Below are 25,277 nucleotides of genomic sequence, written 5' to 3'. Positions count from 1 at the left end.
TCGGTCGACGCCCAGCTCTGGCAAAATGCCGGATATTTCATTTATCGGCAGCGTTTGCCGATCATTAAATTTTTGAGCGTGTTTTTAGATGATTGAGCAAGCAGCGGGCTGTCGTATCAAAGTCGAAGCATTGGGCGAGGCGTATCAGGCCTTGGCCGAGCAGTGGGCTGAACGTCTGGTTCTGCCCTTGGACGAGGCGCAAGCCGACTTTGCGTTGCAGGTTGGGGAGCAAGGTTTGCAGTTGCAACAGCTGGGCCCTGATGCACCGGGGCCGGTGCGGGTCGATTTTGTCGAAGGCGGTGCGGCTCATCGTCGTTTGTTTGGCGGCGGCACCGGGCAAATGATTGCCAAGGCTGTCGGTATTCAGCAAGGCGTTCGCCCGCGGGTGCTGGACGCCACGGCGGGTTTGGGTAAAGACGCCTTTGTGTTGGCCAGTCTGGGGTGCGAGATGAGCCTGATTGAACGTCAGCCATTGATTGGTGCGCTACTGGAGGATGGTCTGGCGCGCGGGCTTGATGACTTTGAGGTGGCGCCCATTGTGTCGCGTATGCGTTTGCTCAAAGGCAACTCGATTGACGTGATGCGCAACTGGGAGGGCGAGCCGCCACAGGTGATCTACCTTGACCCCATGTTTCCGCACCGTGAGAAAACGGCATTGGTTAAGAAAGAAATGCGTCTGTTCAGGCCTTTGGTGGGGGATGACAATGATGCGCCGGCGTTGCTGGAGGCTGCATTGGCCTTGGCGAGTCATCGTGTTGTGGTTAAACGACCGCGCAAGGCGCCGTGTATTGCCGGGCCCAAGCCGAGCCATGCGCTGGATGGTAAATCGAGCCGTTACGATATTTACCCGAAAAAAGCGCTGAAGCCTTAAAGCCCCTCACCCTAGCCCTCTCCCAGAGGGAGAGGGGACTAACCGCGCGCGGCCGCACGATCAGCGCCAATCGGCTTGGGGTGAGGGCAGCGCCCAATGCGGTTTCAATCCGGCCGATAAGCCCTCATAAATATCCCCACCACATCCCGCACATGCGCCTCGCCAGCCTCTGCACTTAAGGGTTCACCATAGCCATACAGCAGGCGAAAGTTAGGCCCGCCCTTGATCAGGCAAAAGAAATGCTCCGCCGCATTGAGGGGCTTTTCAATCTGCAACTCACCCGTGTGGTGAATCTTGCTCAGCAGACGCTCCATTTCCAGCACGACCCGTTGAGGCCCCGCCTCAAAGAAAATTTGCGACAGCTTCGGGTCTTGGCTACCCAGGGTCATCATCAGCCGATGCAGGTTGAGTGACTCTTCGCTGTTGATCAATGTGTAAAAACCCCGGCCAATGTTTAATAGCACTGAATCAATCGGGGCACCTGCAGGCAACTCAAAAAACAATTCTGGTAACTGCTCTGAACACTTGGCCATGATCGCCGCCGAGAACAGGGTCTCTTTGTCGGTGAAATGGCTGTAAACCGTGAGTTTTGATACCCCCGCAAGGCCAGCCACCGCGTCCATGCTGGTGCTGGCAAAGCCTTTGCTCAGGAACAAAGTTTTAGCCGCTTCAAGGATTAGGTGGCGTTTTGCCATATCCTTGGGGCGCCCGGCAGAATTGGGGTTTAAACGATTGTCAGACATTTCTGTTTATTACTGGACTGGTGAGTTTGGTATTAATAACATGCCGCCCAGTATAAATATTCCAAGCCCTATTTGCGAAAGGTCATCTCCATGTTGCGCCACGCCTTGCCCCGCGCCGTGCCTGTCTTTTTGGTGTTTCTGTTAACCGCGTGCGGGCAAGAGGAGCCAGTACACGTCAGCACCAGCCCAGTGTTGGTGGTGCAACCGCAACCTTTCGCATTGGCCAGTCAAAGCTATCCCGGCGAGGTGCGCGCACGTTTCGACCCGCAATTGGCATTTCGTATCGGCGGTAAAGTCACCCGGCGACTGGTCGACGAAGGGGAGCGGGTCAAGGCTGATCAACCCCTGGCAGAACTGGACCCGCAAGATGTGCGCTTGCAGTTGCAAGTCAACCGCGCGCAGGTTGCTGCCGGTCAGGCCAATCTGAATCTGGTGCGTGCAGAGCGTGATCGTTACAAAACCTTGCTCGATCGGCAGATGGTCAGCCGATCGCAATTCGATAACGCCGAAAACCTCTACCGCTCCGGTGAAGCCAAACTCCAGCAGCTCAAGGCAGAACAGGAAGTGGCCAGCAATCAGGCCAGCTATGCCGTGTTGCGCGCGCCTCAAGATGGCGTCATCGCCCAACGTCAGGTCGAAGTAGGGCAGGTGGTGGCCGCCGGGCAGACAGTGTTTACCCTCGCAGCCGATGGCGAGCGTGAAGTGCTGATCAGCTTGCCTGAGCAAGATTTCGCGCGCTTCAAGTTAGGGATGCCTGTTTCCGTAGAGCTGTGGTCTCAGCCTGACCAGCGCTTCAGTGGTCGCATTCGTGAGCTGTCACCTTCGGCCGATCCAAAATCGAGAACCTTTGCGGCTCGTATCGCCTTCCAGGCAGGCAAAGTGCCTGCCGAGCTGGGGCAAAGTGCCCGTGTTTACATACAAGGTGAAGGGGCCAGCGCTCTTTCGGTGCCGCTGTCTGCCTTGAGTGCTGAAAATGGCGCGACGTATATCTGGCGTATCACTAAGGGCAATACGCTGGAGCAGGTGCCGGTTCAGGTCGGGCCGTTTGGCGAGAAGAGTGTGCCTGTGCTCGCAGGCCTCAAGCCTGACGACTGGATCGTGGCTGCGGGGGTGCATGTGTTGCACTCAGGGCAAGAGGTGCGGCCAATCGATCGCTCCAACCGAACGATCAACGTGGCGGCCAAGGAGTAAGCCTGATGGGTTTCAACCTCTCCGCCTGGGCGTTGCGCAATCGCCAGATCGTGCTGTTCTTGATGCTGTTGTTGGCCATTGTTGGGGGCATTTCATATACCAAGCTTGGGCAAAGTGAAGACCCGCCGTTTACGTTCAAGGCAATGGTCATTCGCACGTTATGGCCTGGGGCCTCGGCCGAGGAAGTCTCGCGGCAAGTCACTGAACGCATCGAAAAGAAGCTCATGGAAACCGGTGAGTACGAACGTATCGTCTCGTTCTCGCGCCCCGGTGAATCGCAAGTGACCTTTATGGCACGCGACTCGATGCACTCGGACGAAGTCCCTGCGCTTTGGTATCAAGTGCGCAAAAAAATCAGTGATATTCGCCAGACGTTGCCGCCGGATATTCAGGGGCCTTTTTTCAATGATGAATTCGGCACTACGTTCGGCAACATCTACAGCTTGAGTGGTGAGGGCTTTGACTATGCGCTGCTCAAGGACTACGCCGAGCGTATCCAGATCCAGCTGCAACGGGTCAAGGACGTTGGCAAGGTAGAGCTGCTGGGCCTGCAAGACGAAAAAATATGGGTCGAACTGTCCAATCTTAAACTCGCGACCCTGGGGTTGCCGCTAGCGGCCGTTCAAAAAGCCCTTGAAGAGCAGAACGCGGTATCAACGGCAGGCTTTTTTGAGACCCCGACCGATCGCGTGCAATTGCGGGTCAGCGGCAATTTCAAAACGGTTGAGGAGATTGAGCGTTTCCCGATTCGGGTGGGGGAGCGAACGCTGCGCATCAGTGACGTGGCCGATGTGCGCCGTGGTTTCAGTGACCCACCGGCACCGCGCATGCGCTTTATGGGCAATGACGCTTTAGGGCTGGCCGTGGCGATGAAAGACGGTGGCGATATTCTGGTGCTGGGCAAGGCTCTGGAAGCTGAATTTGAACGGCTTCAGAGGCAATTGCCGGCCGGGATGGTGTTGAGCAAAGTGTCGGATCAGCCGGCAGCGGTGAAAACCAGTGTGGGTGAATTCGTTCAGGTGCTGGTAGAGGCGCTGGCTATTGTCTTGCTGGTGAGTTTCTTCTCGTTGGGTGTTCGCACTGGCATGGTGGTTGCGCTGACCATACCGCTGGTGCTGGCGATGACCTTCGCCACGATGCATTATTTTGGCATTGGCTTGCACAAAATCTCGCTGGGTGCGCTGGTGCTGGCGCTGGGCTTGTTAGTGGATGACGCGATCATTGCCGTTGAAATGATGGCAATCAAAATGGAGCAGGGCTACGACCGGCTCAAAGCGGCCAGCTTTGCATGGACCAGCACGGCGTTCCCGATGCTGACCGGTACGCTGATTACGGCGGCGGGTTTTTTGCCGATCGCAATGGCGCAGTCGAGCACCGGTGAGTACACGCGTTCGATTTTTCAGGTGGTGACCATTGCGCTGCTGGCATCTTGGATCGCCGCCGTCGTGTTTGTGCCGTATCTGGGCGCTTTATTGTTGCCGGATCTGGCGAAACAGCATGCTGAAAAACATGGCGCGGCGTCAGGAGCTCCCGACCCGTATGCGACCCCGTTTTATCAGCGGATACGGCACTTGGTGGAGTGGTGTGTGCGTCGGCGCAAGACGGTCATAGCGCTGACCGTAGCGTTGTTCATCGGCTCGGTCATGCTGTTCAAGCTGGTTCCGCAGCAGTTCTTCCCGGCGTCTAGCCGACTGGAACTGATGGTGGACTTGAAACTGGCTGAAGGTGCCTCGTTGAGTAACACCACGGATCAAGTCAAGCACCTGGAAAAACTGCTCAAGGAGCATCCAGGCATCGTCAACTATGTGTCATATGCCGGTACAGGCTCACCCCGGTATTACCTGCCGCTGGATCAGCAATTGCCGGCGGCCAGCTTTGCCCAGTTTGTGGTGCTGGCCAAGACTATTGAAGACCGTGAAAGTCTGCGCACCTGGTTGATCGAAACCCTGAACGAGCAATTCCCTGGTGTTCGTTCGCGGGTGACACGTCTGGAAAATGGGCCGCCTGTGGGTTACCCGGTTCAGTTCCGGGTTACGGGTGAGCACATCGAGGAGGTGCGGGCCTTGGCGCGCAAGGTGGCGGTCAAAGTCCGTGAGAACCCGCATGTGGTCAATGTTCACCTGGACTGGGAGGAACCGAGCAAGGTGGTGTACCTCAACATTGATCAGGATCGGGCGCGGGCCTTGGGTGTCAGTACGCAACAGGTATCGCGTTTCCTGCAAAGTACGCTGCTCGGCTCTACGGTCAGCCAGTACCGGGAAGATAATGAGTTGATCGAGATTCTGTTGCGCGGCACGGCTCATGAGCGCACAGAGTTGTCGTTACTGCCGAGTCTGTCGGTGCCGACCGACAATGGACAGAGCGTAGCGTTGTCGCAAATTGCGACGCTGGAATATGGTTTTGAAGAAGGCGTTATCTGGCACCGCAACCGGCTGCCAACGGTGACGGTGCGCGCCGATATTTATGGCAAGGAGCAGCCGGCGACACTGGTCGCGCAAATATTGCCAACCCTTGAAGACGTGCGTGCCGAACTGCCTGATGGCTATTTGCTTGAAGTGGGGGGCACGGTGGAGGATTCAACGCGCGGGCAGGATTCGGTAAAAGCGGGAGTGCCGTTGTTTATTGTGGTGGTGCTGACCTTGTTGATGGTGCAACTGCGCAGCTTCTCGCGCATGGTCATGGTGTTTCTGACCGCGCCATTGGGCTTGATTGGGGTGACGTTGTTCCTGTTGCTGTTCGACAAACCTTTTGGCTTTGTCGCGATGCTAGGCACCATTGCCTTGTCAGGGATGATCATGCGCAACTCGGTGATTCTGGTTGACCAGATCGAGCAGGATAAAGCCGCGGGGCTGGACACTTGGCAGGCCATTATCGAAGCGACGGTGCGGCGCTTCCGGCCGATCGTGCTGACCGCGCTGGCGGCGGTGCTGGCGATGATTCCGCTGTCACGCAGCGTGTTCTTCGGGCCGATGGCGGTGGCAATTATGGGCGGGCTGATCGTGGCGACAGCGCTGACGTTGCTGTTTTTGCCAGCGCTGTACGCGGCGTGGTTCAGAGTGAAGAAGCTCTAGGTAAACAGCCCCTCACCCGGAGGGAGAGGGGCTATAAGCAGCACCCGAGATCAAGCTCCCTCTCCCTTTGGGAGAGGGTTGGGGGTGAGGGAGCGCAGGTGCAGTCAGTTGGCGACTGGGTTGACGCGCACCCGAATCGGCTGCAACGACTTGGCATTGAGATCGACGCCGTGGTGTTCGGTGTTGATAAACAACAAGCGGCCATTATTTTCGATTCGTGCGCTGATCGCATACCGATGGCCTGGCTTGATGTCGGCAGGGTCATAGGTCAGGTGAAAGGGCAGCGGGATCTGGCCTTTTATCTGGCCGCTTTGCTTGGCCAGCGTCACCGCAGGGGCATCGGCCAGAGATACATCCTGAAGGCTCACTTTCACGGTTGCCGTACTTGGCAGGCCGATACGTTCCAGGTAATACACTTCGCCATCCAGTGTGGCGTGGGGGGTAGAGTTCATCGTGCTACAAGCTCCGAGCAATACCGTCAGTGCGAGCAATAGAATTTTATTCATGGGGTGTAAATCTCCTTTTTTCTGGCGCAGATAGTTCGCACCTTATTCAGAAAAGTTTTTTACCATGAATTTCTGTCAGCACCCTCATTGACGATAGTAATGAAGATAAATACGTCAACACGCCAACTATGAGGCAATGCCCATTCAGCGTGCTCCGACTTAATGGTTGGTCAGGCTGGGGCAAATACCGAGAGTTTGACTTCACCCATGCTGATGGTGAACACCGGATTGGCGATGGCCTGTTTTTGCGAGGTGGAGGCGTGTGCGTCAAAGCTGCCAGTTGCTGGACTAATGCCATTGCCGCCATGAACGCCAGTTGTATTTTGTGGGGTCATAAAAGATGTCCTTATCTTTGTTGAATAAAGGGTTTATGCCACTTAAACCGGCATGTAACTCAGCCTAGCGAACGTTCAGGGCGTTGAATCAGGCAGAGACGCTTCCATGCATCTTTGCTGATATATCCTCGTGGAACGGCCAGCCTTATCCGACGTTTTCGGGCTGATCCGCGGCGTCTTCGCTGCGGTGCAAGGCCACCTGACGGATCGACAGGCGAATTTCGGCCGGCAATACACGTTTGGCAGCCCCTTCGGCCAGCTCCCCCAGCATCTCGTGATAGCTCAACTTGCCGTTGGCATCACGACGCAACACATCCTCTTCAAGCAATGTTTCGATAAAGTGCCGAAACAGGCTTTTATCGAAGAACTCGGGTGCGTTGAGGCCGTGCAGGATCGACAGGCGCTGGGCCATCATCGTGCACAGGTCTTCCAGCTCTTCAGCGCTCAAGGTGTTTTGGCCACTGTTGAGCAACAACGAGATGGCCATGTAGAAGCGCTGCAAGGTTTGCGCAATGCTTTTAGACAGCAGCGTCAGCAATACGAAGTGGCGTGAGCTTGGTGCAGGGCGCAGGTAGACCTCACCTTCAAAACGCAACAAGCCTTGCTCGACAAAGGCTTCTAACCATTGATCGACCACAGCGTCGAGCTCCTCCCGTGACCAGCGAATGAACAGCTCCGATTGCAGGTACGGGTACAGCGCATGGGTGTAGCGCAGGATTTGTTCGCGGGTCATGCGCGAAGCGCTCTGGAAGAAGCTGGAGAGCAACGATGGCAATGCAAAGATATGCAGCACGTTGTTGCGGTAATAGGTCATCAGAACCGCATTCTGCTCATCCAGATACAGGATTTTACCCAGCGCATCGCTCTGTTCCGAGAGCAGATCCATGCCTTTTACGTGCTCAATCAACGCCCGGCCATCGCCTTCAGGCAATGTGGTGTACGGCGAGTAAGGGACGCGACGCAAGAGGGCCAGATACAAGTCCAGAACGCGCGCCAAGGCACGGTCATCAAGGGCCAGCTTACTGGTGGACAGCAATGCCAGTGCCACCAGATTGACGGGGTTGATAGCAGCGGCTTCGTTGAGTTTTTGTGCAACTTTCTCGCCCAGGCGATGGGTGGCGGCGTTTAACCACTGCGGGCGATACAGCGGGGCAAGTTCCTGCTGGCGCCAGTCCGGCTGTTCGTTGTCCAGGAAATCGGCGAGCTTGATTGGCTCGCCAAAGTTGACGGCGACCTGGCCAAACTTTTGTTTGAGTGCGCCGATGACCTTGAACATGTCGAATATCGATTCTTTCTTCTTGCTCGCTCCGCGTAGCTCTCCCAGATAAGTGCGACCTTCGAGCACGCGCTCATAACCGATATAGACCGGCACAAAGACAATGGGCATACGCGATGAGCGCAAGTAGCTGCGCACGGTGATCGCCAGCATGCCGGTTTTGGGTTGCAGCATACGGCCGGTGCGCGATCTGCCGCCTTCGACGAAGTACTCAACCGGAAAGCCTTTGGTGAACAGGGTATGCATGTATTCGTTGAACACCGAGGTGTACAGCGGATTGCCCTTGAACGTGCGGCGCATGAAAAACGCTCCGCCGCGGCGCAGTAAAGGCCCCACCACGGGCATGTTCAGGTTGATCCCCGCGGCAATATGCGGCGGGGTCAGGCCGTTGCGAAAAAGCAGGTAGGACAGCAGCAAGTAGTCGATATGGCTGCGGTGGCAGGGCACATAGACGATTTCGTGGCCTTGCGCGACGTTCTGTACGCCCTCGATGTGGTTGAGCTTGACCCCGTCGTAAATCTTGTTCCAGAACCAGCTGAGCACCACTTCAAAAAAGCGGATCGCGGTGTAGGTGTAGTCCGAGGCAATTTCATTGGCGTAGCGCAATGCCTGGGCACGGGCCTTTTCTGGCGAGATGTTCTCGCGCTGGGCTTCATCGAGAATCGCCTGGCGCACTGCCGGTTCGTTGATCAAGCCTTTGACCAGATTGCGGCGATGAGACAGGTCGGGCCCGATGGTGGCGGTTTTGAGGTTGCGAAAGTGCACCCGCAAAATACGTTGGGCCATACGCACGGTGCGCTCGTGGCCTTTATTGAGGTCTACCAGCTCGCGTAAATGAATGGGCGCTGAAAACTGCACCCGGGTTTTTCGGCCCAGAATCAGAATGCGCAGCAAGCGACGCAAGCGCCCGGTGACGGCCCAGCTGTCGGCAAACAGCAGTTTCCATGGGCTGGACTCGCTGTCGGGCGATTGACCCCAGAACACGCTGACCGGGATGATTTGCGCATCCTCGGCCGGGTTCAGGGTCAGGCCATCGACCAGGCGGGTCAGTGTAGGCGGGGCTCCGCGCTTGTCTTGACGTCCCACCCAATCAGGCTCGGGGGTCAGGTAAAAGAACGCCGCAGGCTCCATCATAGGGCCAACAGAAACGGGCAGTACCGGGCGCGGTAAACCGACTTTGGTGCACTCGGTGTCAACCACCGCCAGTTCCGTGATGGAGGGGGATTGCAAGACGTAGAAAACGGGCCGGCTGCGATCCAGGTTGAGGGACAAAGACGATTGATTGATCGTCTCTGAGCGCACCCACAGGTACAGCAAGCGACGCAGAGCGCCAAAAACAAGGCGGCGGAATGGGGAACGGGTCATACGGCTTCTGCGTGAGTGGATTTAACGAGTATTTACTCGGCCCGGTAGTGTGCCGTATCTCTGGAAAATCGGCAAAAAAGCAGCGAAGTAATATTGATTGAGTGTTTTTCGGGCTGACTTATACTCGAAGGTCTTTCGCTATGCAGTGTAAGACCTGATTTCAAAAAGGTAAGTTCTAGCGAAAGTTCTTAACGGGCCACTAATGCGCCCAATTAATAACAAAAAGGGGGAAGTGATCTATGGCTACGCGTTTGACAGGCAGTGTGAAGTGGTTCAATGACGCCAAGGGCTACGGTTTCATTCAGGGCGAAAGTGGCGGTGATGTGTTCGTGCATTACCGTGCTATTCGCGGTGAAGGCCATCGCTCTCTGGCCGAAGGTCAGCAGGTGGAGTACACCCAGGTGACGGGTGAAAAAGGTTTACAAGCGGATGATGTGGTAGGGCTTTAACGTCCTTTGTAGCAGCTGCCGTAGGTTGCGGCAGCTGCTACAAGGCTTGATTGCACCTCAGGAATTGGTTTTCCAGGTGATTTCTTCCTGACCATCCTCGCTGATGCGGATCCAGCGATCGGCGTCTGCTTCACCTTGCTCCTCTTTCCATGTGCCCGGTGCGCAACGCACTTCGACGTTAAGCGCTTTGAATGCAGCTTGAGCACAGGCGATGTCATCGTCCCAAGGCGTTTGGTCACTGTCCAGGTACAAGCTGTTCCATTTACCCACGGCGTTGGGCATCCAGGTGACGGGTATGCCGCCTGCGGTGCATTTCCACACCTGCCCCTTTTTCACCCAGGGTGTACAAGTGCCCAGAGCCTCAGAAAGCCAATCAACAACGTGTTCGTGACCAGATTTAGCCTCTTTCAGGTAAATCTCGATATCGGGCTGGCGCATGGATGTCCTCACTGCGTGTCTGAAAAATCCATTCGCGGATTCGTCGGGTCTGCGGCGTGTGCCGCAGGCCGTAAATTGATTATTGAAGAACGAAGTAATCGTAGCGCATCGAGACCGTCACCACTAAAGGCTGCGGGTGTTCGATCACTTGCGCGCGACGTTCAGCGCTGGCGCGCCAGCCGTGGGGTGTCATGGCCAGCAGATTGGCGCGATCCTGAGGTTCGCTCAAGCTCAGCGTGAACTCCAGTATTTCACTGTGTTGCAACTGCATCCCTTCAGGGACTAGCGCCAAGTGCTTGTCATCGGTGTATTCGCGTACTTCGTCGTACAAACGCTCGCGCAATTCCATCAAGTGACCGCGAGTCGGGCCTACACGCATCAAGCCGCCACCGGGGCTGAGCAAGCGCTTGGCTTCGAGCCAGTCCAGAGGGCTGAAAACACTGGCCAGAAACTGGCAACTGGCATCGGCTAAAGGTACTCGGGCCATGCTGGCGATCAACCAGGTCAGGTGCGGGTTGCGCTTGCAGGCACGTTTGACGGCTTCGCGGGAAATATCCAGCGCGTAGCCATCGGCGTTGGGCAAGGCTTCGGCCACTTGAGCGGTGTAATAACCTTCGCCACAACCGATATCAAGCCAGCGCTGTGGTGCGCGTTCGGCGGCCAGTTCGGCCAGGCGCTTGGCAACCGGGGCGTAATGGCCCGCGTTGAGGAAGTCGCGGCGGGCTTCGACCATCGCCTGATTATCGCCCGGATCGCGGCTGTTTTTGTGCTGCACCGGCAACAGGTTCAGGTAACCCTGACGCGCACGGTCAAAGCGATGGCCGGCGGGGCAGACAACGCCGTTTTCCACCGCGCTCAGTGGCTCACTGCAAATGGGGCAGGCAAGCATCAGGCGAGCAACTTGATCAGAGTTTGGTAGTAGATCTCGGTCAGAACATCGAGATCGCTGGCCAGCACCCGCTCGTTGACTTGGTGGATCGTGGCATTGACCGGCCCCAGTTCTACCACTTGCGTGCCCAGGGTCGCGATAAAGCGTCCGTCAGAGGTGCCGCCACTGGTGGACGCCTGGGTTTCGCGGCCCGTGACCTGTTTGATGCTTTGCGACACCGCGTCCAGCAGAGCTCCCGGCTCGGTTAGAAAGGGCAGGCCAGACAGCGCCCACTCGATGTGCCAATCCAGACCGTGCTTGTCGAGAATGTCAGCGACACGCTGTTGCAAGCCTTCGACGGTGGATTCGGTCGAGAAGCGGAAGTTGAACACAGCCACCAGGTCGCCGGGAATGACATTGGTCGCGCCCGTGCCGGAGTTAAGGTTGGAAATCTGGAAGCTGGTCGGCGGGAAGAACGCATTGCCGTTGTCCCAATGCTCGGCAGCCAGTTCGGCCAGCGCTGGAGCCGCCAGATGAATCGGGTTTTTGGCCAGGTGCGGGTAGGCCACATGGCCCTGAATGCCGCGAACGGTCAGCTTGGCGCCCAGGGAGCCACGGCGGCCGTTTTTGACCACGTCGCCCACCAGAGTGGTGCTCGAGGGTTCGCCAACGATGCACCAGTCCAGACGCTCGTTGCGCGCAGCAAAGCGTTCGACCACGGCTTTTGTGCCGTGATGTGCAGGGCCTTCTTCGTCGCTGGTAATCAGAAACGCGACCGAGCCTTTGTGGTCCGGGTAATCGGCGACGAACCGTTCTGCGGCGACCAGCATGGCTGCCAGGCTGCCTTTCATGTCGGCGGCCCCACGGCCACAGAGCATGCCATTTTCGTCGATCAGCGCGTCAAACGGGTCGTTCTGCCAGGCTTGCACCGGACCGGTCGGCACCACGTCGGTATGGCCAGCGAAGCACAGTACAGGGCCGTCGTGCTTGCCGTGGGTGGCCCAAAAATTATCGACGTCTTCAATGCGCATGGGCTCCAGCTTAAAGCCCGCATCGCCCAGACGCTGCATCATCAGCTTCTGGCAATCGGCGTCGATGGGCGTCACGGAAGGGCGACGGATCAGATCGCAGGCAAGTTGCAGGGTCGGCGAAAGGTCGGCGTGGGCCGTCATGGTATGAGCTCCGAAGCGGGTCAAGTGCGGGCGGGCAGGGCACAAAAGGGCGGTTATCTTAAAGCAAAACGGCGGCCATAGGCCGCCGTTTAGTGGTTGCAGTCAATTTATGTCGCGGGGTGCTGCTCAGGTGCTTCCACCGGTTTGGGCAGCGAGGACATAAAGGCCATGATCAGCGCGGCCAGATACGGCAGCGATTGCACCAGCAGCATCACCACCCAGAAGCGCATGTCATTGCTCGGCAGACCTTGGACGAAGAAGATCCCCAAGGCCGCGCCCCACAGCAAGAGCATGATGAACACTTCTTCGCGGGCTTCCGAAATGGCAACCCAAAAGCCGTGGTTGTCGGCGTTTTTGGGGGTGCGAAAGAACGGAATGCTACTGGTGAAGAAGCCATACAGAACGGCTTTGGCGATGGTATGGGACAACGCGAGCCCTGCCAGTGCCGCTGAAAATGCGTCTTTGAGGTTAACCCCCACAGCGCGGCGGTACAGGAAGATGATCTTGCCGACCTTGAAGACAAACAGCGCCAAAGGCGGAATTGCGAAGATCAGCAACGGCGGATCTACCCGCGTTGGCACGATGATCATTGCCGCCGACCACAGCAAGGCGCCTATGGTGAAGAAGATATTCATGCCGTCAGCAATCCACGGTAGCCAGCCCGCCAGGAAGTGGTAGCGCTGGCCTCGTGTCAGTTCGGAATCTTTACCGAATATGAGGCTGGAGGTGTGGCGCTTGATGATCTGAATAGCACCGTAGGCCCAACGGAAGCGCTGCTTCTTGAAGTCGATAAAGGTATCAGGCATCAACCCTTTGCCGTAGCTATTGTGGGAATAGGCAGCTGAGTAGCCTTTTTCAAACACACGTAGGCCCAGTTCGGCGTCTTCACAAATGCACCAGTCCGCCCAGCCAAGTTCTTCAAGCACAGAGCGACGGGTCATGGTCATGGTGCCGTGCTGAATAATCGCGTCGCGGTCGTTGCGGGTCACCATACCGATATGGAAAAAGCCTCGGTATTCCGAATAGCACAGCTTTTTGAACGTGCTTTCGTTGTAGTCGCGATAGTCCTGAGGCGATTGCACAATGGCGATTTTCGGGTCCGCGAAGTGCGGCACCATGTGCTTGAGCCAGTTGCGATCAACGCAATAGTCTGAATCGATCACGGCAATCACTTCGGCGTCAGGCGCGGTGTGCGGGATCAGATAGTTCAGCGCGCCGCCCTTGAAGCCTGCCAGCGGAGCCACATGGAAGAACTTGAACCGCGGGCCCAGTGTGGCGCAGTAGTCGCGCACCGGTTCCCACACGGCCGGGTCTTTCGTGTTGTTGTCGATAATCAACACTTCGAAGTCCGGGTAATCGAGGTTCGCAAGTGCATCGAGGGTCTGTTTGACCATTTCCGGCGGCTCGTTGTAGCACGGCACGTGGATCGAGACTTTCGGGCGATAAGCGTCGTCGCTTTCGACGGGTAAAAACTCTCGGCGACGCTTGCGAATCCATACCGCTTCAGCCAGTTCGTGGGCCTCTGTCAGCAAGACGATAAATACCCCGAATGCCCCTAGACCCAGCAGGATACCCACCGTCACGCTGAACCAGGTGCTGTATTGCTGGCTGTAGTCGTACGCAATCCAGACCAATGCCGAACCGCACAGAAAGGCGGTGAAGGTCAGGAAGGTGCGGCCACGCTGGCGCAGTGCGGAACCGTCGATCAGTAGCAAGGCCAGTGATAACAGGCCCATAACAGCCGAGCCAATCGCCAGTACTCGCCATTGCGGAATAGCGACCACTGGGCCTTCGAAATTGAATTTTTGCTGGCGGGCCGCGTTGAATACACCCCAATACGCGCCCACGGAGCCTTCATCGCTGGCCTTCCACGGTTGGTCAAAGGCTTCGATCACAAAGTAGTTGTAGCCGCGGCGGTTCAGCGTGTTGACCAGTGTGCGCAGATAAATGGCTTGGTCAGCCTGGGTCGCATCGGCGCCACCGCGCATGCGGCCATTGCTTGGCCAGCCAACCTCCGAAAGAAGCAGTGGTTTTTTCGGGAACATTTTTTTCAGGTCGCGCGCCCGGTCCAATACGAACTCGCCTGCTTCTTCCATGGGAATAAATTCCCAGTACGGCAGGATGTGCGCGGCGATCAGGTCAACGTGATTGGCCAACTGCGGGTATTTTTCCCATATGTGCCATTGCTCGGAGGTGGTCACGGGGACTTTGACGGCGGCCCGCACCCGATCCAGCAGCGTGATCAATTCTTCTGGCGTGATTTCTTCACGGAACAAGGCTTCGTTACCGACCACAACCCGCACCACGCTGCGTGAGTTATTGGCGAGTTCAATGGCCTTCTGAATTTCGCGCTCGTTGCGCTCTTTATCCGGACTGATCCAAATACCGATGGTCACCCGTAAACCGAACTCTTCGGCCAGTTTGGGAATGTCGCCCAAGGTGCCGTCTACCGAGTAGGTCCGAATGTTATCGGTGAGCTTGCTCATGATCTCCAGGTCTCGACGCATCTCCTCGTCGGACGGGTATTGGTCTTTCTGTGGGTACTGGCCTTGTTGGAACGGCGAGTACGAAAAACCGGAGATCTGATCAGGCCAGTTGGGCGCTGAAACCGGGCGATTGATAAGCGCCCAGAAGCCCGTGAAGAGTGCAGCGATGGCAAGCACCACCACCAGGTTGAGTCCAAATTTACGCGATGACATAACTATTTCGGGTTCCAAAGGGAGTGGAACGAAGATCGTTCGGCAAAGACCAAGCGGCGCGCATCCTACACTGCGCTTCGACCTAGCGTACAGCACGTGGAGTCTGATCCAGAGAGGGTTGTTGAAGCTGCCTAAATATCTCTATCGATTGCTTGTAGGTCTAATCTTCTAACTTTGAGAGTTATTAAAGCTGGCTTGGTAGGAAAAGTACTCAATGCTATGTAGTCCCCCTATAATGCGCGCCGGTTTTAGGGTGATGTTCATGAGTACAGAAGATCCGAGGTTTGCCGGTGTAGCCCGGTTATATGGCATTGAAGGCCTGGCACGCTTGAAAGCTGCGCATGTCGCGATCGTGGGTGTGGGCGGCGTTGGCTCGTGGGCGGCTGAAGCCATAGCCCGTTGCGGCGTTGGCGAAATTTCGCTGTTTGATCTGGATGATGTGTGCGTCAGCAACAGCAATCGGCAGTTGCACGCGCTGAGTTCGACCATTGGTCGGGACAAAGTCGAAGTGATGGCTGAGCGTCTGCGTCAGATCAACCCCGATTGCACCGTGCATGCGGTGGCGGATTTTGTGACCCGCGAGACCATGGCTGAGTACATCACCCCGGATATGGATTGTGTGATTGACTGCATCGACAGCGTCAATGCCAAGGCAGCGCTGATTGCCTGGTGCAAGCGCCGCAAGATTCAGATCATTACGACGGGCGGTGCGGGCGGGCAAATTGACCCGACGCTGATTCAGGTGTGTGACCTGAACCGCACGTTCAATGATCCGCTGGCATCGAAAGTGCGTTCCACGCTGCGTCGTGATTATGGTTTTTCGCGCACTGTGACTCGACATTACAGCGTGCCGTGTGTGTTTTCGACTGAACAGCTGCGCTATCCCAAGCCGGACGGCAGTATCTGCTTGCAGAAGAGTTTTGTCGGGGACGGTGTGAAGCTGGACTGTGCTGGCGGGTTTGGAGCGGTGATGATGGTGACGGCCACGTTCGGCATGGTTGCGGCGACCAAGGCCGTGGACAAGATCGTGGCGGGTGTGCGGCGGCCATCAGAGAAGGTTAAGGCTAAGCAAAGCCCTCACCCTAGCCCTCTCCCAGAGGGAGAGGGGACAGACCGCGTTGTTCCAACGGATTCGGCGACCTGAACCACCGCGTCGAACACACTTTACAAGGTGCCTCGATTAGCCCCCTCTCCCTCTGGGAGAGGGTTGGGGTGAGGGGCTTTCAGCTCAATGCCAATTCCCGCATCCGCTGCAAAACGGCATTCAGCCCGTTGCTGCGCGAAGGCGAAAGCTGGCGGCTCAAGCCCAGTTGGTCGAACCAGTCGGGCAAATCGACCTGCTTCAACTCCTGCGTAGTCAAGCCATTGACCCGTGCCAGCAGCAGCGCCACAAGGCCACGAATCAGCCGCGCATCGCTACTGGCAGCAAACTGCCAGTGGCCGTCTTTGCATTCACCCACCAGCCATACCTGGCTTTCGCAGCCATGCACGCGGTTAGCCTCGATTTTGTCGTGCTCATCAAGCTCCGGCAAACGCTGGCCCCATTGCATCAGCAAGCGTGCTCGTTGCTCCCAGCTGGAGCAGCTCGTAAAGCTGTCCAGCGCCGCTTGGGCTTGTACAGGCAAAGTCATTGCAGCAGCTCCAGCGCTTTATCGAGTGCATCAAAGAAGCGTTCTACATCGCTTGAGTCGTTGTACAGCGCCAGCGAGACACGTATAGCTCCGGCCAGCCCCAGGCTTTTCAGTAGCGGCATGGCGCAGTGATGTCCGGCCCGCACGGCAATACCTTGCTCTGTCAGCAAGTGGGCGAGGTCTGCGTTGTGTACGCCCTCAACGACAAAACTAACCAGTGCGACGTGCGCAGAACCGAGCAGACGGATGCCTTTGCGCTGTTTTAAGCCATCGACCAGTAAAGAGTGCAGGGCCGTTTCGTGAGCTTCAACGGCTAATTGATCGAGGTTACTCAGGTAACTCAGGGTCGCCCCAAAACCGATAACGCTGGCAATGGGCGGTGTACCCGCTTCAAAGCCCAGCGGGGCCGGGCGAAAGGTCGCGTGCTGGTAGTCGGTGTCTTGCACCATCTCGCCGCCGTATTGCCAGTGCTTCAAACGGCTCAGTGCGTCATGGCGGCCAAACAGCAGGCCCAGCCCGTCGGGGCCGTACAGTTTGTGGCTGGAAAATACATAAAAATCACACCCTAACGCTTGTACGTCATGGCGGCCGTGAACGATGCCTTGTGCACCATCGACGACGGTGATTGCGTTGTGCACCTTGGCCAGAGCCAGCAGGGCGTGCAGTGGCTGCCACACGCCGAGCACGTTGGACAGTTGGCTGACGGCCAGTAAGCGGGTGCGTGAGGTGATCAGGCGTGCAGCGGCATTTAAATCAATGGTGCCGTTGTCTTCCAGCGGCAATACCACCAGATTCAGGCCTTTGCGCAGTGCCAACTGTTGCCACGGCAGCAGGTTGGCATGGTGTTCCAGGGCGCTGATGACGATCTCATCGCCTGGATTGAAAAGATGCTCCAGGCCATAGGCCAGAAGGTTCAGTGCCGAGGTGGCACCGTGGGTGAAAACAACCTGTCCGCTGTCGCCGGCATTAAGCCATCGCGACACTTTATGGCGGGTGTTTTCAAAGGCCTGGGTCGCCAGAGCGCCCGGCAGGTGTTGGGCCCGGTGCACATTGGCTGCGCCATTGGCGTAGTAGTGCATCAGTGCGTCAAGCAGGGCTTGGGGTTTTTGCGTGGTAGCAGCGTTGTCCAGATAGGTCTGGTCCTGACGTTGCATGGCCGCGATGGCTGGAAAGTCAGCGCGCCAGGGGGAAGGCAAAAGCATGGGTTCCGGGCTCTGATGACGGGGCTGTACGCAGCCCCGTCAGTGGCAGAAAGACGCTTAGTTGTGAGCGTGCAGTGCTTCGTTCAGCTCGATGGCCGATTTGTGGGTTTTGCATTCCACAGCGCCAGTTTCCGAGTTGCGACGGAACAACAGGTCAGGCTGGCCAGCCAACTCACGGGCTTTGACCACTTTAACCAGTTGGTTGTTTTCATCCAGCAAGGCCACTTTGGTGCCAGCGGTCACGTACAGACCCGACTCTACGGTGTTGCGGTCGCCCAACGGGATGCCGATACCGGCATTGGCGCCAATCAGGCAGCCTTCGCCAACCTTGATCACAATGTTGCCGCCGCCCGACAGGGTGCCCATGGTCGAGCAACCGCCGCCCAGGTCCGAACCTTTGCCAACAAACACGCCCGCCGAAACGCGGCCTTCGATCATGCCCGGGCCTTCGGTGCCCGCGTTGAAGTTGACGAACCCTTCGTGCATGACGGTGGTGCCTTCGCCAATGTAAGCGCCCAGACGAATACGTGCGCTGTCTGCAATACGCACACCCGCCGGAACTACGTAGTCGGTCATCTTCGGGAATTTGTCGACGGAGAACACTTCGAGCAAATCGCCACGCAGGCGAGCTTCGAGTTGGCGCTCGGCCAGCTCACTCAGGTCGATCGCACCCTGGCTGGTCCAGGCCACGTTGGGCAGCAGCGGGAACACACCCGCCAGGCTCAGGCCGTGCGGCTTGACCAAACGATGGGACAGCAAGTGCAGCTTGAGGTAGGCCTCAGGCGTGGAGGTCAGTGCAGCGTCTTCGGCCAGCAGAGTGGCGACCAGTGGCTTGTGGCTTTCAGCCAGACGGGTCAGCAGCGCTGCTTGAGCAGCATCGACCGGTTTGACCGCTTCAGCCAATTGCGCGGCTTGTGCGGTGGTGAAGGTGATTGCCTGATTGCCGCCGGTGTAGCCCAAAATGGGGGCGATGGCTTCGATCAGCTCGGCCGACGGGTTGATCAGGGGGTGTGCGTAGAACACTTCCAGCCATGCGCCTTGACGGTTCTGGGTGCCGACGCCGAAGGCTGCGCTGAACAGGGTAGTAGACATGCAATTACCTCTTTACAAAAATAATGGGCGGTTTTGGCTCACAGGTTAAAGAAGGGCCGCCGCATAAAGATCTGGCTTGAAGCCAATCAGGGTTTTGTCACCGAGTTCAAGCACCGGGCGCTTGATCATCGAGGGTTGGGCGAGCATCAGTTCAATCGCTTTCGCTTGGTCGAGATCGGCTTTTTGTTCGTCGTCGAGTTTGCGAAAGGTCGTGCCGGCACGATTGAGCACCACTTGCCAGCCGTGCTCGTTGCACCACCGAGTGAGGTGTTCACGGTCGATACCGCTGCTCTTGTAGTCATGAAAGTCGTAACGTACAGCATGTTCATCCAGCCAGGTGCGAGCCTTTTTCATGGTGTCGCAGGCTTTGATGCCGAAAAGGTGCAACGTTTTGTCTGATTCGGTCACTGAAATTGCCCCTCCTTTGGAGATGCCTGAAATGAGCGGTGGCGGATTATGCCATGAGCGACGGCCTTGGGCGTGCACCGCTGCAAGCTTGGCACGGGCTTGTGACATGTCGTCGCACTGCTACTTTTGTTCAGGCTCGGGTTGATCCGTTAAACGCTACTATGGTCTGCAATGCCAAAATGTTGCTAGCTGTGTCTAGTTGAACGCTGATTGTTTGGGAAACCTGTTGATATGCAAACCGCTTATACCGTCCTCATCTTATTGATGTTGGTGGGAGTCTCGCGTTTATTGGGGCGTGTTATCCCGCTGCCATTACCGCTGGTCCAAATTGCTGCCGGGGCCGCGCTGGCCTGGCCAACCCTTGGGCTGCATGTGGCGCTGGACCCGGAGTTATTTCTGTTTCTGTTTTTGCCGCCGTTGCTGTTTTCGGATGGTTGGCGCATTCCCAAGCGTGAGTTCTGGCGCTTGCGCGGGCCGATTTTGACGCTGGCGGTGGGGCTGGTGCTGTTTACGGTCGTGGGCGCTGGCTACTTTATTCACTGGTTGTTGCCGACCATACCCTTGCCTGTGGCCTTTGCGCTGGCTGCCGTGTTGTCGCCCACCGATGCCGTGGCCGTCTCGGCGATTGCGCAAAGCCGCTTGCCTGCACCTTTGATGCATATGCTGCAAGGCGAAGCGTTAATGAATGACGCAACCGGCCTGGTGACATTCAAATTCGCATTGGTTGCCGCCATTACGGGCGTTTTTTCGCTGGCCAATGCCAGTGTCACATTCCTGCTGGTTGCCTGCGGTGGTCTTGCCATCGGGGTTGCGTTGAGCTGGGTCGTGGGACGTATGCGTTCGTGGATGATTGCCCGTGGCTGGGATGACCCGGCCACCCACGTCGTATTTATGTTGCTGCTGCCTTTCGCGGCCTATGTACTGGCTGAGCGTCTGGGCGCCTCAGGCATTTTGTCCGCAGTGGCGGCGGGCATGATGCAGAGCTGGCTGGATTTGCTGCCGCGCCAGACCAGTACCCGATTGCTCAACCGAAGTGTGTGGTCGCTTCTGGAGTTTGCCTTTAACGGTCTGATCTTTTTGCTGTTGGGTCTGCAACTGCCTGACATCATCAAGGCAGTTGTGCATCTGGAAACCCATCTGTGGCCGACCTTGATGTATCGCTGCTTTGATGTAGTGGTGATTTTCCTGGTGCTGATCGCCTTGCGGTTTATCTGGGTGCAGAGCATTTGGCGCTTGTCCGGTCTGCTGCGCCGCTGGCGTGGCAAGCAAGAGCTGACCATGGTGCCGACAGCACGCTCTTGCTGGATCCTGACCGTGGGCGGTGTGCGCGGTGCGGTCACGCTGGCGGGCGTGATGTCGATCCCCTTGTTGATTAACGAAGGTATCGACTTCCCTGAGCGTGAATTGCTGATCTTCATTGCGGCAGGCGTGATTCTGTTGTCGTTGATCGTGGCCTGCATCGCGTTGCCGCTCTTGTTGCGCGGCATTTCCAAAACGTCAGATGACGCCAAGCACAATGAAGTGCGTGAGGCCTGGCGCCGTACGGCCGAGGCGGCCATTCATGCCCTGGAAACCGAAGAGGTAGTTGACCCCAACGAACAGCCGGATGCGGCTCAGGCAGCGTTGGCGTCTGAATTGAAGGCGCAGATCATGTCTGAGTACCGTCATCAGCTCGACGTGTTCAATGACTCGGCGGAAGCACAGGCTTTGGCGTCGAAAATGGATGAGCTGGAGGGGCGTCTGCGTCTCAAGGCGCTTCGTGCGCAGCGACTGGAGCTGTATAGCATGCGTCGTCATCACGAAATTGGCGATGAAGTGCTGGGCGAGATTCTGCGTGATCTGGATTTGAGCGAAGCGAATCTGGGAGCGGTGAAGTAGGGGATAGCCCCCTGCCTGGGTAGCACGCTGGCGCAGGCTGCGTTCGATTACGACGAATTCGTCGCCGAACGCAGCCTGCGCCAGTTGCTATGGGGCGCGGATTAACTAGCGACGACGCAGGATGAAGTCGCGAATCCGCCCTGCGGCTTCGACGCATTCTGCCAACGGTGCAACCAGCGCCATGCGCACTCGACCAGCACCGGGGTTGAAGCCCTCAACGTCACGGGACAGGTAAGAGCCCGGTACCACCGTCACGTGTTCTTGCGCGAACAGGTCGCGGCAAAACTCGGCATCGTCGCCTTCTACCTTGGGCCACAGATAAAAACCGCCATCCGGGCGCTGTACGTCCATCACGGGCGTCAGAATTTCCAGCACCGCATCGAACTTCTCGCGATAAAGATCACGGTTAGTGCGCACGTGGGCTTCGTCATTCCAGGCGGCAATGCTGGCCAGCTGGGTTTGCACCGGCATCGCGCAGCCGTGGTAGGTGCGGTACAGCAAGAAGGCCTTGAGGATTTCGGCATCGCCCGCTACAAACCCTGAGCGCAGGCCCGGCAGGTTCGAGCGTTTGGACAGGCTGTGGAACACCACGCAACGTTTGAAATCTTCGCGGCCCAACGCCACGCAGGCGCTGAGCAGGCCAACAGGCGGTGTGTGTTCGTCGAAATACAGCTCGCTATAGCATTCATCTGCAGCGATTACGAAGTCATGTTCATCCGCCAGTGCGATCAGCTTTTTAAGCGTTTCCAGCGGGATCAATGCACCGGTCGGGTTGCCCGGTGAGCACAGGAATAAAATCTGACAGCGCTTCCAGGTCTCGGTCGATACGGCGTCGAAGTCCGGGTTGAAGCCGTGTTCTGCCAGGCAAGGCAGGTAGTGCGGGGTGGCACCGGCCAGGAACGCTGCACCTTCGTAAATCTGGTAGAACGGATTCGGACTGATCACCAGCCCGTTATCCTCGCGGTTGACCACGGTTTGCGTGAACGCGAACAGCGCTTCGCGTGTGCCGTTGACCGGCAAGATGTTACGCGCCGGATCAAGCCAGCCTTTAGGCACGTTAAAGCGGCGTTCTGCCCAGCCAGCGATGGTTTCACGCAGGGCTGGAATGCCCAGGGTGGTCGGGTAGACCGCCATCTGGTCAAGGTTGTCGGCCAAGGCTTTGGCGACGAACTCGGGTGAGCGGTGTTTAGGTTCGCCAATCGACAGCGCAATCGGACGTTTGTCGGCGTTGGGCTGCACGCTGCCAAGCAAGGCGCGCAGCTTTTCGAACGGGTAAGGCTGTAACTGGTTTAGAGCATTGTTCATCGGGTACGGGTCTCACACAGCGGCGGTCAGATACTCAGGCGCCAGGCTTCAGGGGATGAGTTTTTGTCGACGGTCAGCTGTTCAACGATGGCTTCCTGCAAGCGCATGCACAGTTGCGGGTCAGACAAGGGCTGATTGTTTTCGTCGGTAATAAAAAAGACGTCTTCAACGCGCTCGCCCAACGTGGCGATCTTGGCGTTTTGCAGCGACAGATCGAATTCCAGAAAGATCATGCCAATACGCGCCAGCAGTCCGGGGCGGTCGGGAGCACTGAGTTCCAGTACGGTCACCGGACGTTGCGCATCATTGTGAATGGTCACTTGTGGCGGGAACGCGAAGTGTTTCAGTTGGCGCGGGACTCGGCGTTGAATGATGTTGGGGTAATCATCCGGGTTGCGCAGGGCTTCGGTCAGACCTTTGCGGATTTTCTCTATGCGCTCGGGGTTGTTGCCGATCGAGTCGCCGTCATTGTCGAGCACGATGTAGGTGTCGAGGGTGAACTGGCTGCTGGAGGTGATGATGCGCGCGTCATGGATGTTCAGATTGAGCTGATCCATCGCGGCCACTGTTACGGCGAAAAAGTCATGCTGGTCGGGTGCATAGATGAAAATCTGTGTGCCGCCCTCGAATTCGCGCTGGGTGGTTTCTTTGATCAGAACCAGCGGCCCACCATCACTGGGTTGTTGCAGGATGGCTTCGGTGTGCAAGGCCACATCCGCAGAGGTGTGGCGCAAAAAGTAGTCATCGCCCAGCTGTGACCAGAGTTGTTCGACGTCATCCTGGTCATTGCCATTGCGCACCAGGATGTCCAGCGCTGCACGCTGGGTCTGGCGGATCTGCTCTTCGCGGTCGACGGGGTTTTCCAGGCCTCGACGCAGAGCACGCTTGGTTTCGGTGTAGAGCTGGCGCAACAGGCTGGCGCGCCATGAGTTCCACAGCGTCGGGTTGGTGGCGTTGATGTCGGCGACGGTCAATACATACAGGTAGTCGAGATGAGTTTCGTCGCCTACAAACTGGGCGAAGTCATGGATTACCTGAGGGTCCGACAAGTCTTTGCGCTGAGCGGTGGTGGACATGACCAGATGGTTTTGCACCAACCAGACAATCAGACGTGTGTCCCACTGAGGCAAGTGGTGACGAATGCAGAACGCTTCGGCATCTACTGCACCAATTTCGGAGTGGTCACCGTGACGGCCTTTGCCGATGTCGTGATACAGCCCGGCGAGGTAAATCAGCTCGGGTTTGGGCAGCTTGGCCATCAACTTGCTGGCCAGCGGGAATTTCTCCGAGACCTGGGTGTACTGCAACTTGCGCAGGTGCTTGATCAGGTTAAGGGTGTGGGCATCGACCGTATAGATGTGGAACAAGTCGTGCTGCATCTGCCCAACGATAAAACCGAACTCGGGCAGGTAACGTCCCAGAATGCCGTAGCGGTTCATCCGGCGCAGGTTGCGGTGGATACCGATCTTGCATTTGAACAACTCGATAAAAAGGCTGGTGTTGCGAATGTCGTTGCGAAAATCATCGTCGATCAAATAACGGTGTTCGCGCAGCAAGCGAATGGTGTCAGCGCGTACGCCTTTGATTTCAGGGTGTTGGGCCATCAGCAGAAAAATTTCGAGCATCGCAAACGGCGTGCGTTTGAACACATGATCGCTGGTGGCTTCTATATAGCCGTCGTGTAGCTGGAAGCGCGAGTTGATCGGCGTTGGCGGCGCTTCGTCATCCGGAGCGAGAATGACTTCTTCGAAATGCTGAATGATCAAGTCACTCAGTTGCGCAATGCTCATGACCACGCGGTAGTACTGCTGCATGAAGTTTTCGATGGTCTGTTTGGTGTCTTCGCCTGTATAGCCGAGCAGCTCGGCAATACTGCGTTGATAGTCAAACAAAAGGCGGTCTTCGGCTCGCCCGGCCAGCATGTGCAGGGCATAACGAACCTTCCACAAGAACTCTTGCGAGGAGGCAAGCAGCGCGTGTTCGCTTTCGACCAGAAAACCCTCATTGGCCAGGGCGCGCAGGTTGAGCGTGCCGTATTGGCGGCGGGCTACCCACAAAATGGTCTGTATATCGCGCAGGCCACCGGGTGAACCTTTTACGTTGGGCTCCAGGTTGTACTCGGTGTCGTTGTATTTGTGGTGGCGAGCTTTCTGCTCGGCACGTTTGGCCAGAAAGAACTCTTTGCTGGGCCACATATGGGCGGTGCTGGTGACCTCCAGCATGCGCTGGCGCAGGCGTTCAGGGCCGGCCACGGTGCGGCTTTCCATCAAGTTGGTGATGACAGTCAGGTCGGCACGGGCCTGTTCGGCGCACTCGTTCACTGAGCGCACACTTTGGCCGACTTCCAGGCCAATATCCCAAAGCAGTGTCAGAAAGCGCTCAATGGAATCACGAAAAATCTCGTGATCGTCGTTCTCGAGCAGGATCAGCAGGTCGATATCGGAGTAGGGGTGGAGTTCGCCACGGCCATAGCCACCGACGGCCACCAATGCGATATCGGCCTGATCGCTCCAGGTGAACTGACTCCACGCCTGTTGCAGGATATTGTCGACGAACCAGGCGCGATCTTCGATCAAGCGTCGAATATCGCGCCCTTTACGAAAGCGTTCATCGAGCACCTCGTGTGCCTGGCGGATCGCCTTTTTGAAAGCGGCAATGGGACTTGCCTTCAACGCCAGTTCGGCCTGGAACTGGCCGCGGTCAAAAAGTTCGGGATCCACCTGCGGCATCGATTGGCTTTCCTTGGGGTAAATATGTTCGTTTTATAGAGGCGCGTG

Annotated in this window: 19 protein-coding genes and 1 pseudogene; 6 read left to right on the top strand and 14 right to left on the bottom strand. The window is 57.2% G+C overall.

Annotated features, from left to right (window positions below; translation table 11 throughout):
- Positions 1-88 precede the first annotated feature (88 nt).
- A complete protein-coding gene (locus EQV93_RS13875) occupies positions 89-871 on the top strand; it encodes a class I SAM-dependent methyltransferase (protein ID WP_122782443.1) in 783 nt (260 codons plus the stop codon).
- 104 nt (positions 872-975) lie between these two features.
- Here EQV93_RS13875 and EQV93_RS13870 read toward each other — a convergent pair whose 3' ends face one another.
- Positions 976-1,614, bottom strand: coding sequence for a TetR/AcrR family transcriptional regulator (locus EQV93_RS13870; protein WP_122782442.1), 639 nt, complete (start codon positions 1,612-1,614; stop codon positions 976-978).
- Positions 1,615-1,704: 90 nt separating this feature from the next.
- Here EQV93_RS13870 and EQV93_RS13865 point away from each other — a divergent pair, with 90 nt between their 5' ends.
- Together EQV93_RS13865 and EQV93_RS13860 are read left to right on the top strand one after the other, a co-directional pair.
- Positions 1,705-2,805, top strand: a complete 1,101-nt coding sequence (locus tag EQV93_RS13865) for an efflux RND transporter periplasmic adaptor subunit (RefSeq protein WP_240891756.1) — start codon at positions 1,705-1,707, stop codon at positions 2,803-2,805.
- Positions 2,806-2,810: 5 nt separating this feature from the next.
- On the top strand, positions 2,811-5,876 hold the full coding sequence (locus tag EQV93_RS13860; RefSeq protein WP_240891755.1) for an efflux RND transporter permease subunit: 3,066 nt from the start codon (positions 2,811-2,813) through the stop codon (positions 5,874-5,876).
- Positions 5,877-5,980: 104 nt separating this feature from the next.
- Here the strand turns inward: EQV93_RS13860 and EQV93_RS13855 are convergent, their stop codons facing one another.
- The 3 genes from EQV93_RS13855 to plsB all read right to left on the bottom strand — a co-directional run bounded on the left by EQV93_RS13855 (position 5,981) and on the right by plsB (position 9,358).
- The gene (locus EQV93_RS13855) at positions 5,981-6,382 is read right to left on the bottom strand and encodes a YbaY family lipoprotein (RefSeq protein ID WP_240891754.1); all 402 of its coding nucleotides are present in this window, start codon (positions 6,380-6,382) and stop codon (positions 5,981-5,983) included.
- Between the two features lie 170 nt (positions 6,383-6,552).
- A complete protein-coding gene (locus tag EQV93_RS13850) occupies positions 6,553-6,717 on the bottom strand; it encodes a hypothetical protein (RefSeq protein ID WP_240891753.1) in 165 nt (54 codons plus the stop codon).
- 145 nt (positions 6,718-6,862) lie between these two features.
- Positions 6,863-9,358, bottom strand: coding sequence for a glycerol-3-phosphate 1-O-acyltransferase PlsB (gene plsB, locus EQV93_RS13845; RefSeq protein ID WP_122782438.1), 2,496 nt, complete (start codon positions 9,356-9,358; stop codon positions 6,863-6,865).
- A 239-nt stretch (positions 9,359-9,597) separates the two neighbouring features.
- Here plsB and EQV93_RS13840 point away from each other — a divergent pair, with 239 nt between their 5' ends.
- Positions 9,598-9,807: a cold-shock protein gene (locus EQV93_RS13840; protein WP_122782437.1), complete on the top strand. Its 210-nt coding sequence runs from the start codon at positions 9,598-9,600 to the stop codon at positions 9,805-9,807.
- A 57-nt stretch (positions 9,808-9,864) separates the two neighbouring features.
- Here the strand turns inward: EQV93_RS13840 and EQV93_RS13835 are convergent, their stop codons facing one another.
- From EQV93_RS13835 to EQV93_RS13820, 4 genes are all read right to left on the bottom strand, one after another.
- Positions 9,865-10,245: a hypothetical protein gene (locus tag EQV93_RS13835; RefSeq protein ID WP_122782436.1), complete on the bottom strand. Its 381-nt coding sequence runs from the start codon at positions 10,243-10,245 to the stop codon at positions 9,865-9,867.
- Between the two features lie 79 nt (positions 10,246-10,324).
- Positions 10,325-11,134, bottom strand: coding sequence for a putative RNA methyltransferase (locus EQV93_RS13830; protein WP_122782435.1), 810 nt, complete (start codon positions 11,132-11,134; stop codon positions 10,325-10,327).
- On the bottom strand, positions 11,134-12,285 hold the full coding sequence (dapE, locus tag EQV93_RS13825; protein ID WP_122782434.1) for a succinyl-diaminopimelate desuccinylase: 1,152 nt from the start codon (positions 12,283-12,285) through the stop codon (positions 11,134-11,136). The genes EQV93_RS13830 and dapE overlap by 1 nt, the downstream gene beginning before the upstream one ends.
- A 107-nt stretch (positions 12,286-12,392) precedes the next feature.
- Entirely contained in the window at positions 12,393-14,984 is a 2,592-nt protein-coding gene (locus tag EQV93_RS13820; RefSeq protein WP_240891752.1) for a glycosyltransferase, read from the bottom strand.
- Between the two features lie 262 nt (positions 14,985-15,246).
- Here EQV93_RS13820 and tcdA point away from each other — a divergent pair.
- A pseudogene (gene tcdA / locus EQV93_RS13815) lies at positions 15,247-16,047 on the top strand (tRNA cyclic N6-threonylcarbamoyladenosine(37) synthase TcdA); the annotation flags it as partial.
- A 160-nt stretch (positions 16,048-16,207) separates the two neighbouring features.
- On the opposite strand, the gene EQV93_RS13810 reads toward tcdA, so the two are convergent.
- Genes EQV93_RS13810 through EQV93_RS13795 form a run of 4 tightly spaced genes read right to left on the bottom strand, consistent with a single transcriptional unit; the run spans position 16,208 to position 19,317 of the window.
- Positions 16,208-16,615 (bottom strand): SufE family protein, encoded by a 408-nt coding sequence (locus EQV93_RS13810; protein WP_122782432.1) that lies wholly within the window; start codon positions 16,613-16,615, stop codon positions 16,208-16,210.
- Positions 16,612-17,817 (bottom strand): aminotransferase class V-fold PLP-dependent enzyme, encoded by a 1,206-nt coding sequence (locus EQV93_RS13805; protein WP_240891750.1) that lies wholly within the window; start codon positions 17,815-17,817, stop codon positions 16,612-16,614. Before EQV93_RS13805 ends, EQV93_RS13810 begins: the two co-directional genes overlap by 4 nt.
- Positions 17,818-17,874: 57 nt before the next feature.
- On the bottom strand, positions 17,875-18,909 hold the full coding sequence (gene dapD / locus EQV93_RS13800) for a 2,3,4,5-tetrahydropyridine-2,6-dicarboxylate N-succinyltransferase (RefSeq protein ID WP_122782430.1): 1,035 nt from the start codon (positions 18,907-18,909) through the stop codon (positions 17,875-17,877).
- Positions 18,910-18,954: 45 nt separating this feature from the next.
- Positions 18,955-19,317 (bottom strand): ArsC family reductase, encoded by a 363-nt coding sequence (locus EQV93_RS13795; RefSeq protein WP_122782429.1) that lies wholly within the window; start codon positions 19,315-19,317, stop codon positions 18,955-18,957.
- 231 nt (positions 19,318-19,548) lie between these two features.
- Between EQV93_RS13795 and EQV93_RS13790 the strand changes: the two genes are divergently transcribed.
- On the top strand, positions 19,549-21,195 hold the full coding sequence (locus EQV93_RS13790) for a Na+/H+ antiporter (RefSeq protein WP_122782428.1): 1,647 nt from the start codon (positions 19,549-19,551) through the stop codon (positions 21,193-21,195).
- A gap of 105 nt (positions 21,196-21,300) precedes the next feature.
- Here EQV93_RS13790 and dapC read toward each other — a convergent pair whose 3' ends face one another.
- Both dapC and EQV93_RS13780 read right to left on the bottom strand, forming a co-directional pair.
- The gene (gene dapC / locus EQV93_RS13785) at positions 21,301-22,500 is read right to left on the bottom strand and encodes a succinyldiaminopimelate transaminase (RefSeq protein WP_240891749.1); all 1,200 of its coding nucleotides are present in this window, start codon (positions 22,498-22,500) and stop codon (positions 21,301-21,303) included.
- Between the two features lie 26 nt (positions 22,501-22,526).
- Entirely contained in the window at positions 22,527-25,229 is a 2,703-nt protein-coding gene (locus EQV93_RS13780; protein WP_122782426.1) for a [protein-PII] uridylyltransferase, read from the bottom strand.
- Between the last annotated feature and the right edge of the window lie 48 nt (positions 25,230-25,277).

The sequence above is a fragment of the Pseudomonas sp. TMW22091 genome, from assembly GCF_022496705.1.
GTDB classification, from domain to species: domain Bacteria; phylum Pseudomonadota; class Gammaproteobacteria; order Pseudomonadales; family Pseudomonadaceae; genus Aquipseudomonas; species Aquipseudomonas saxonica.
This window is presented reverse-complemented; position numbering and strand designations above follow the sequence as displayed.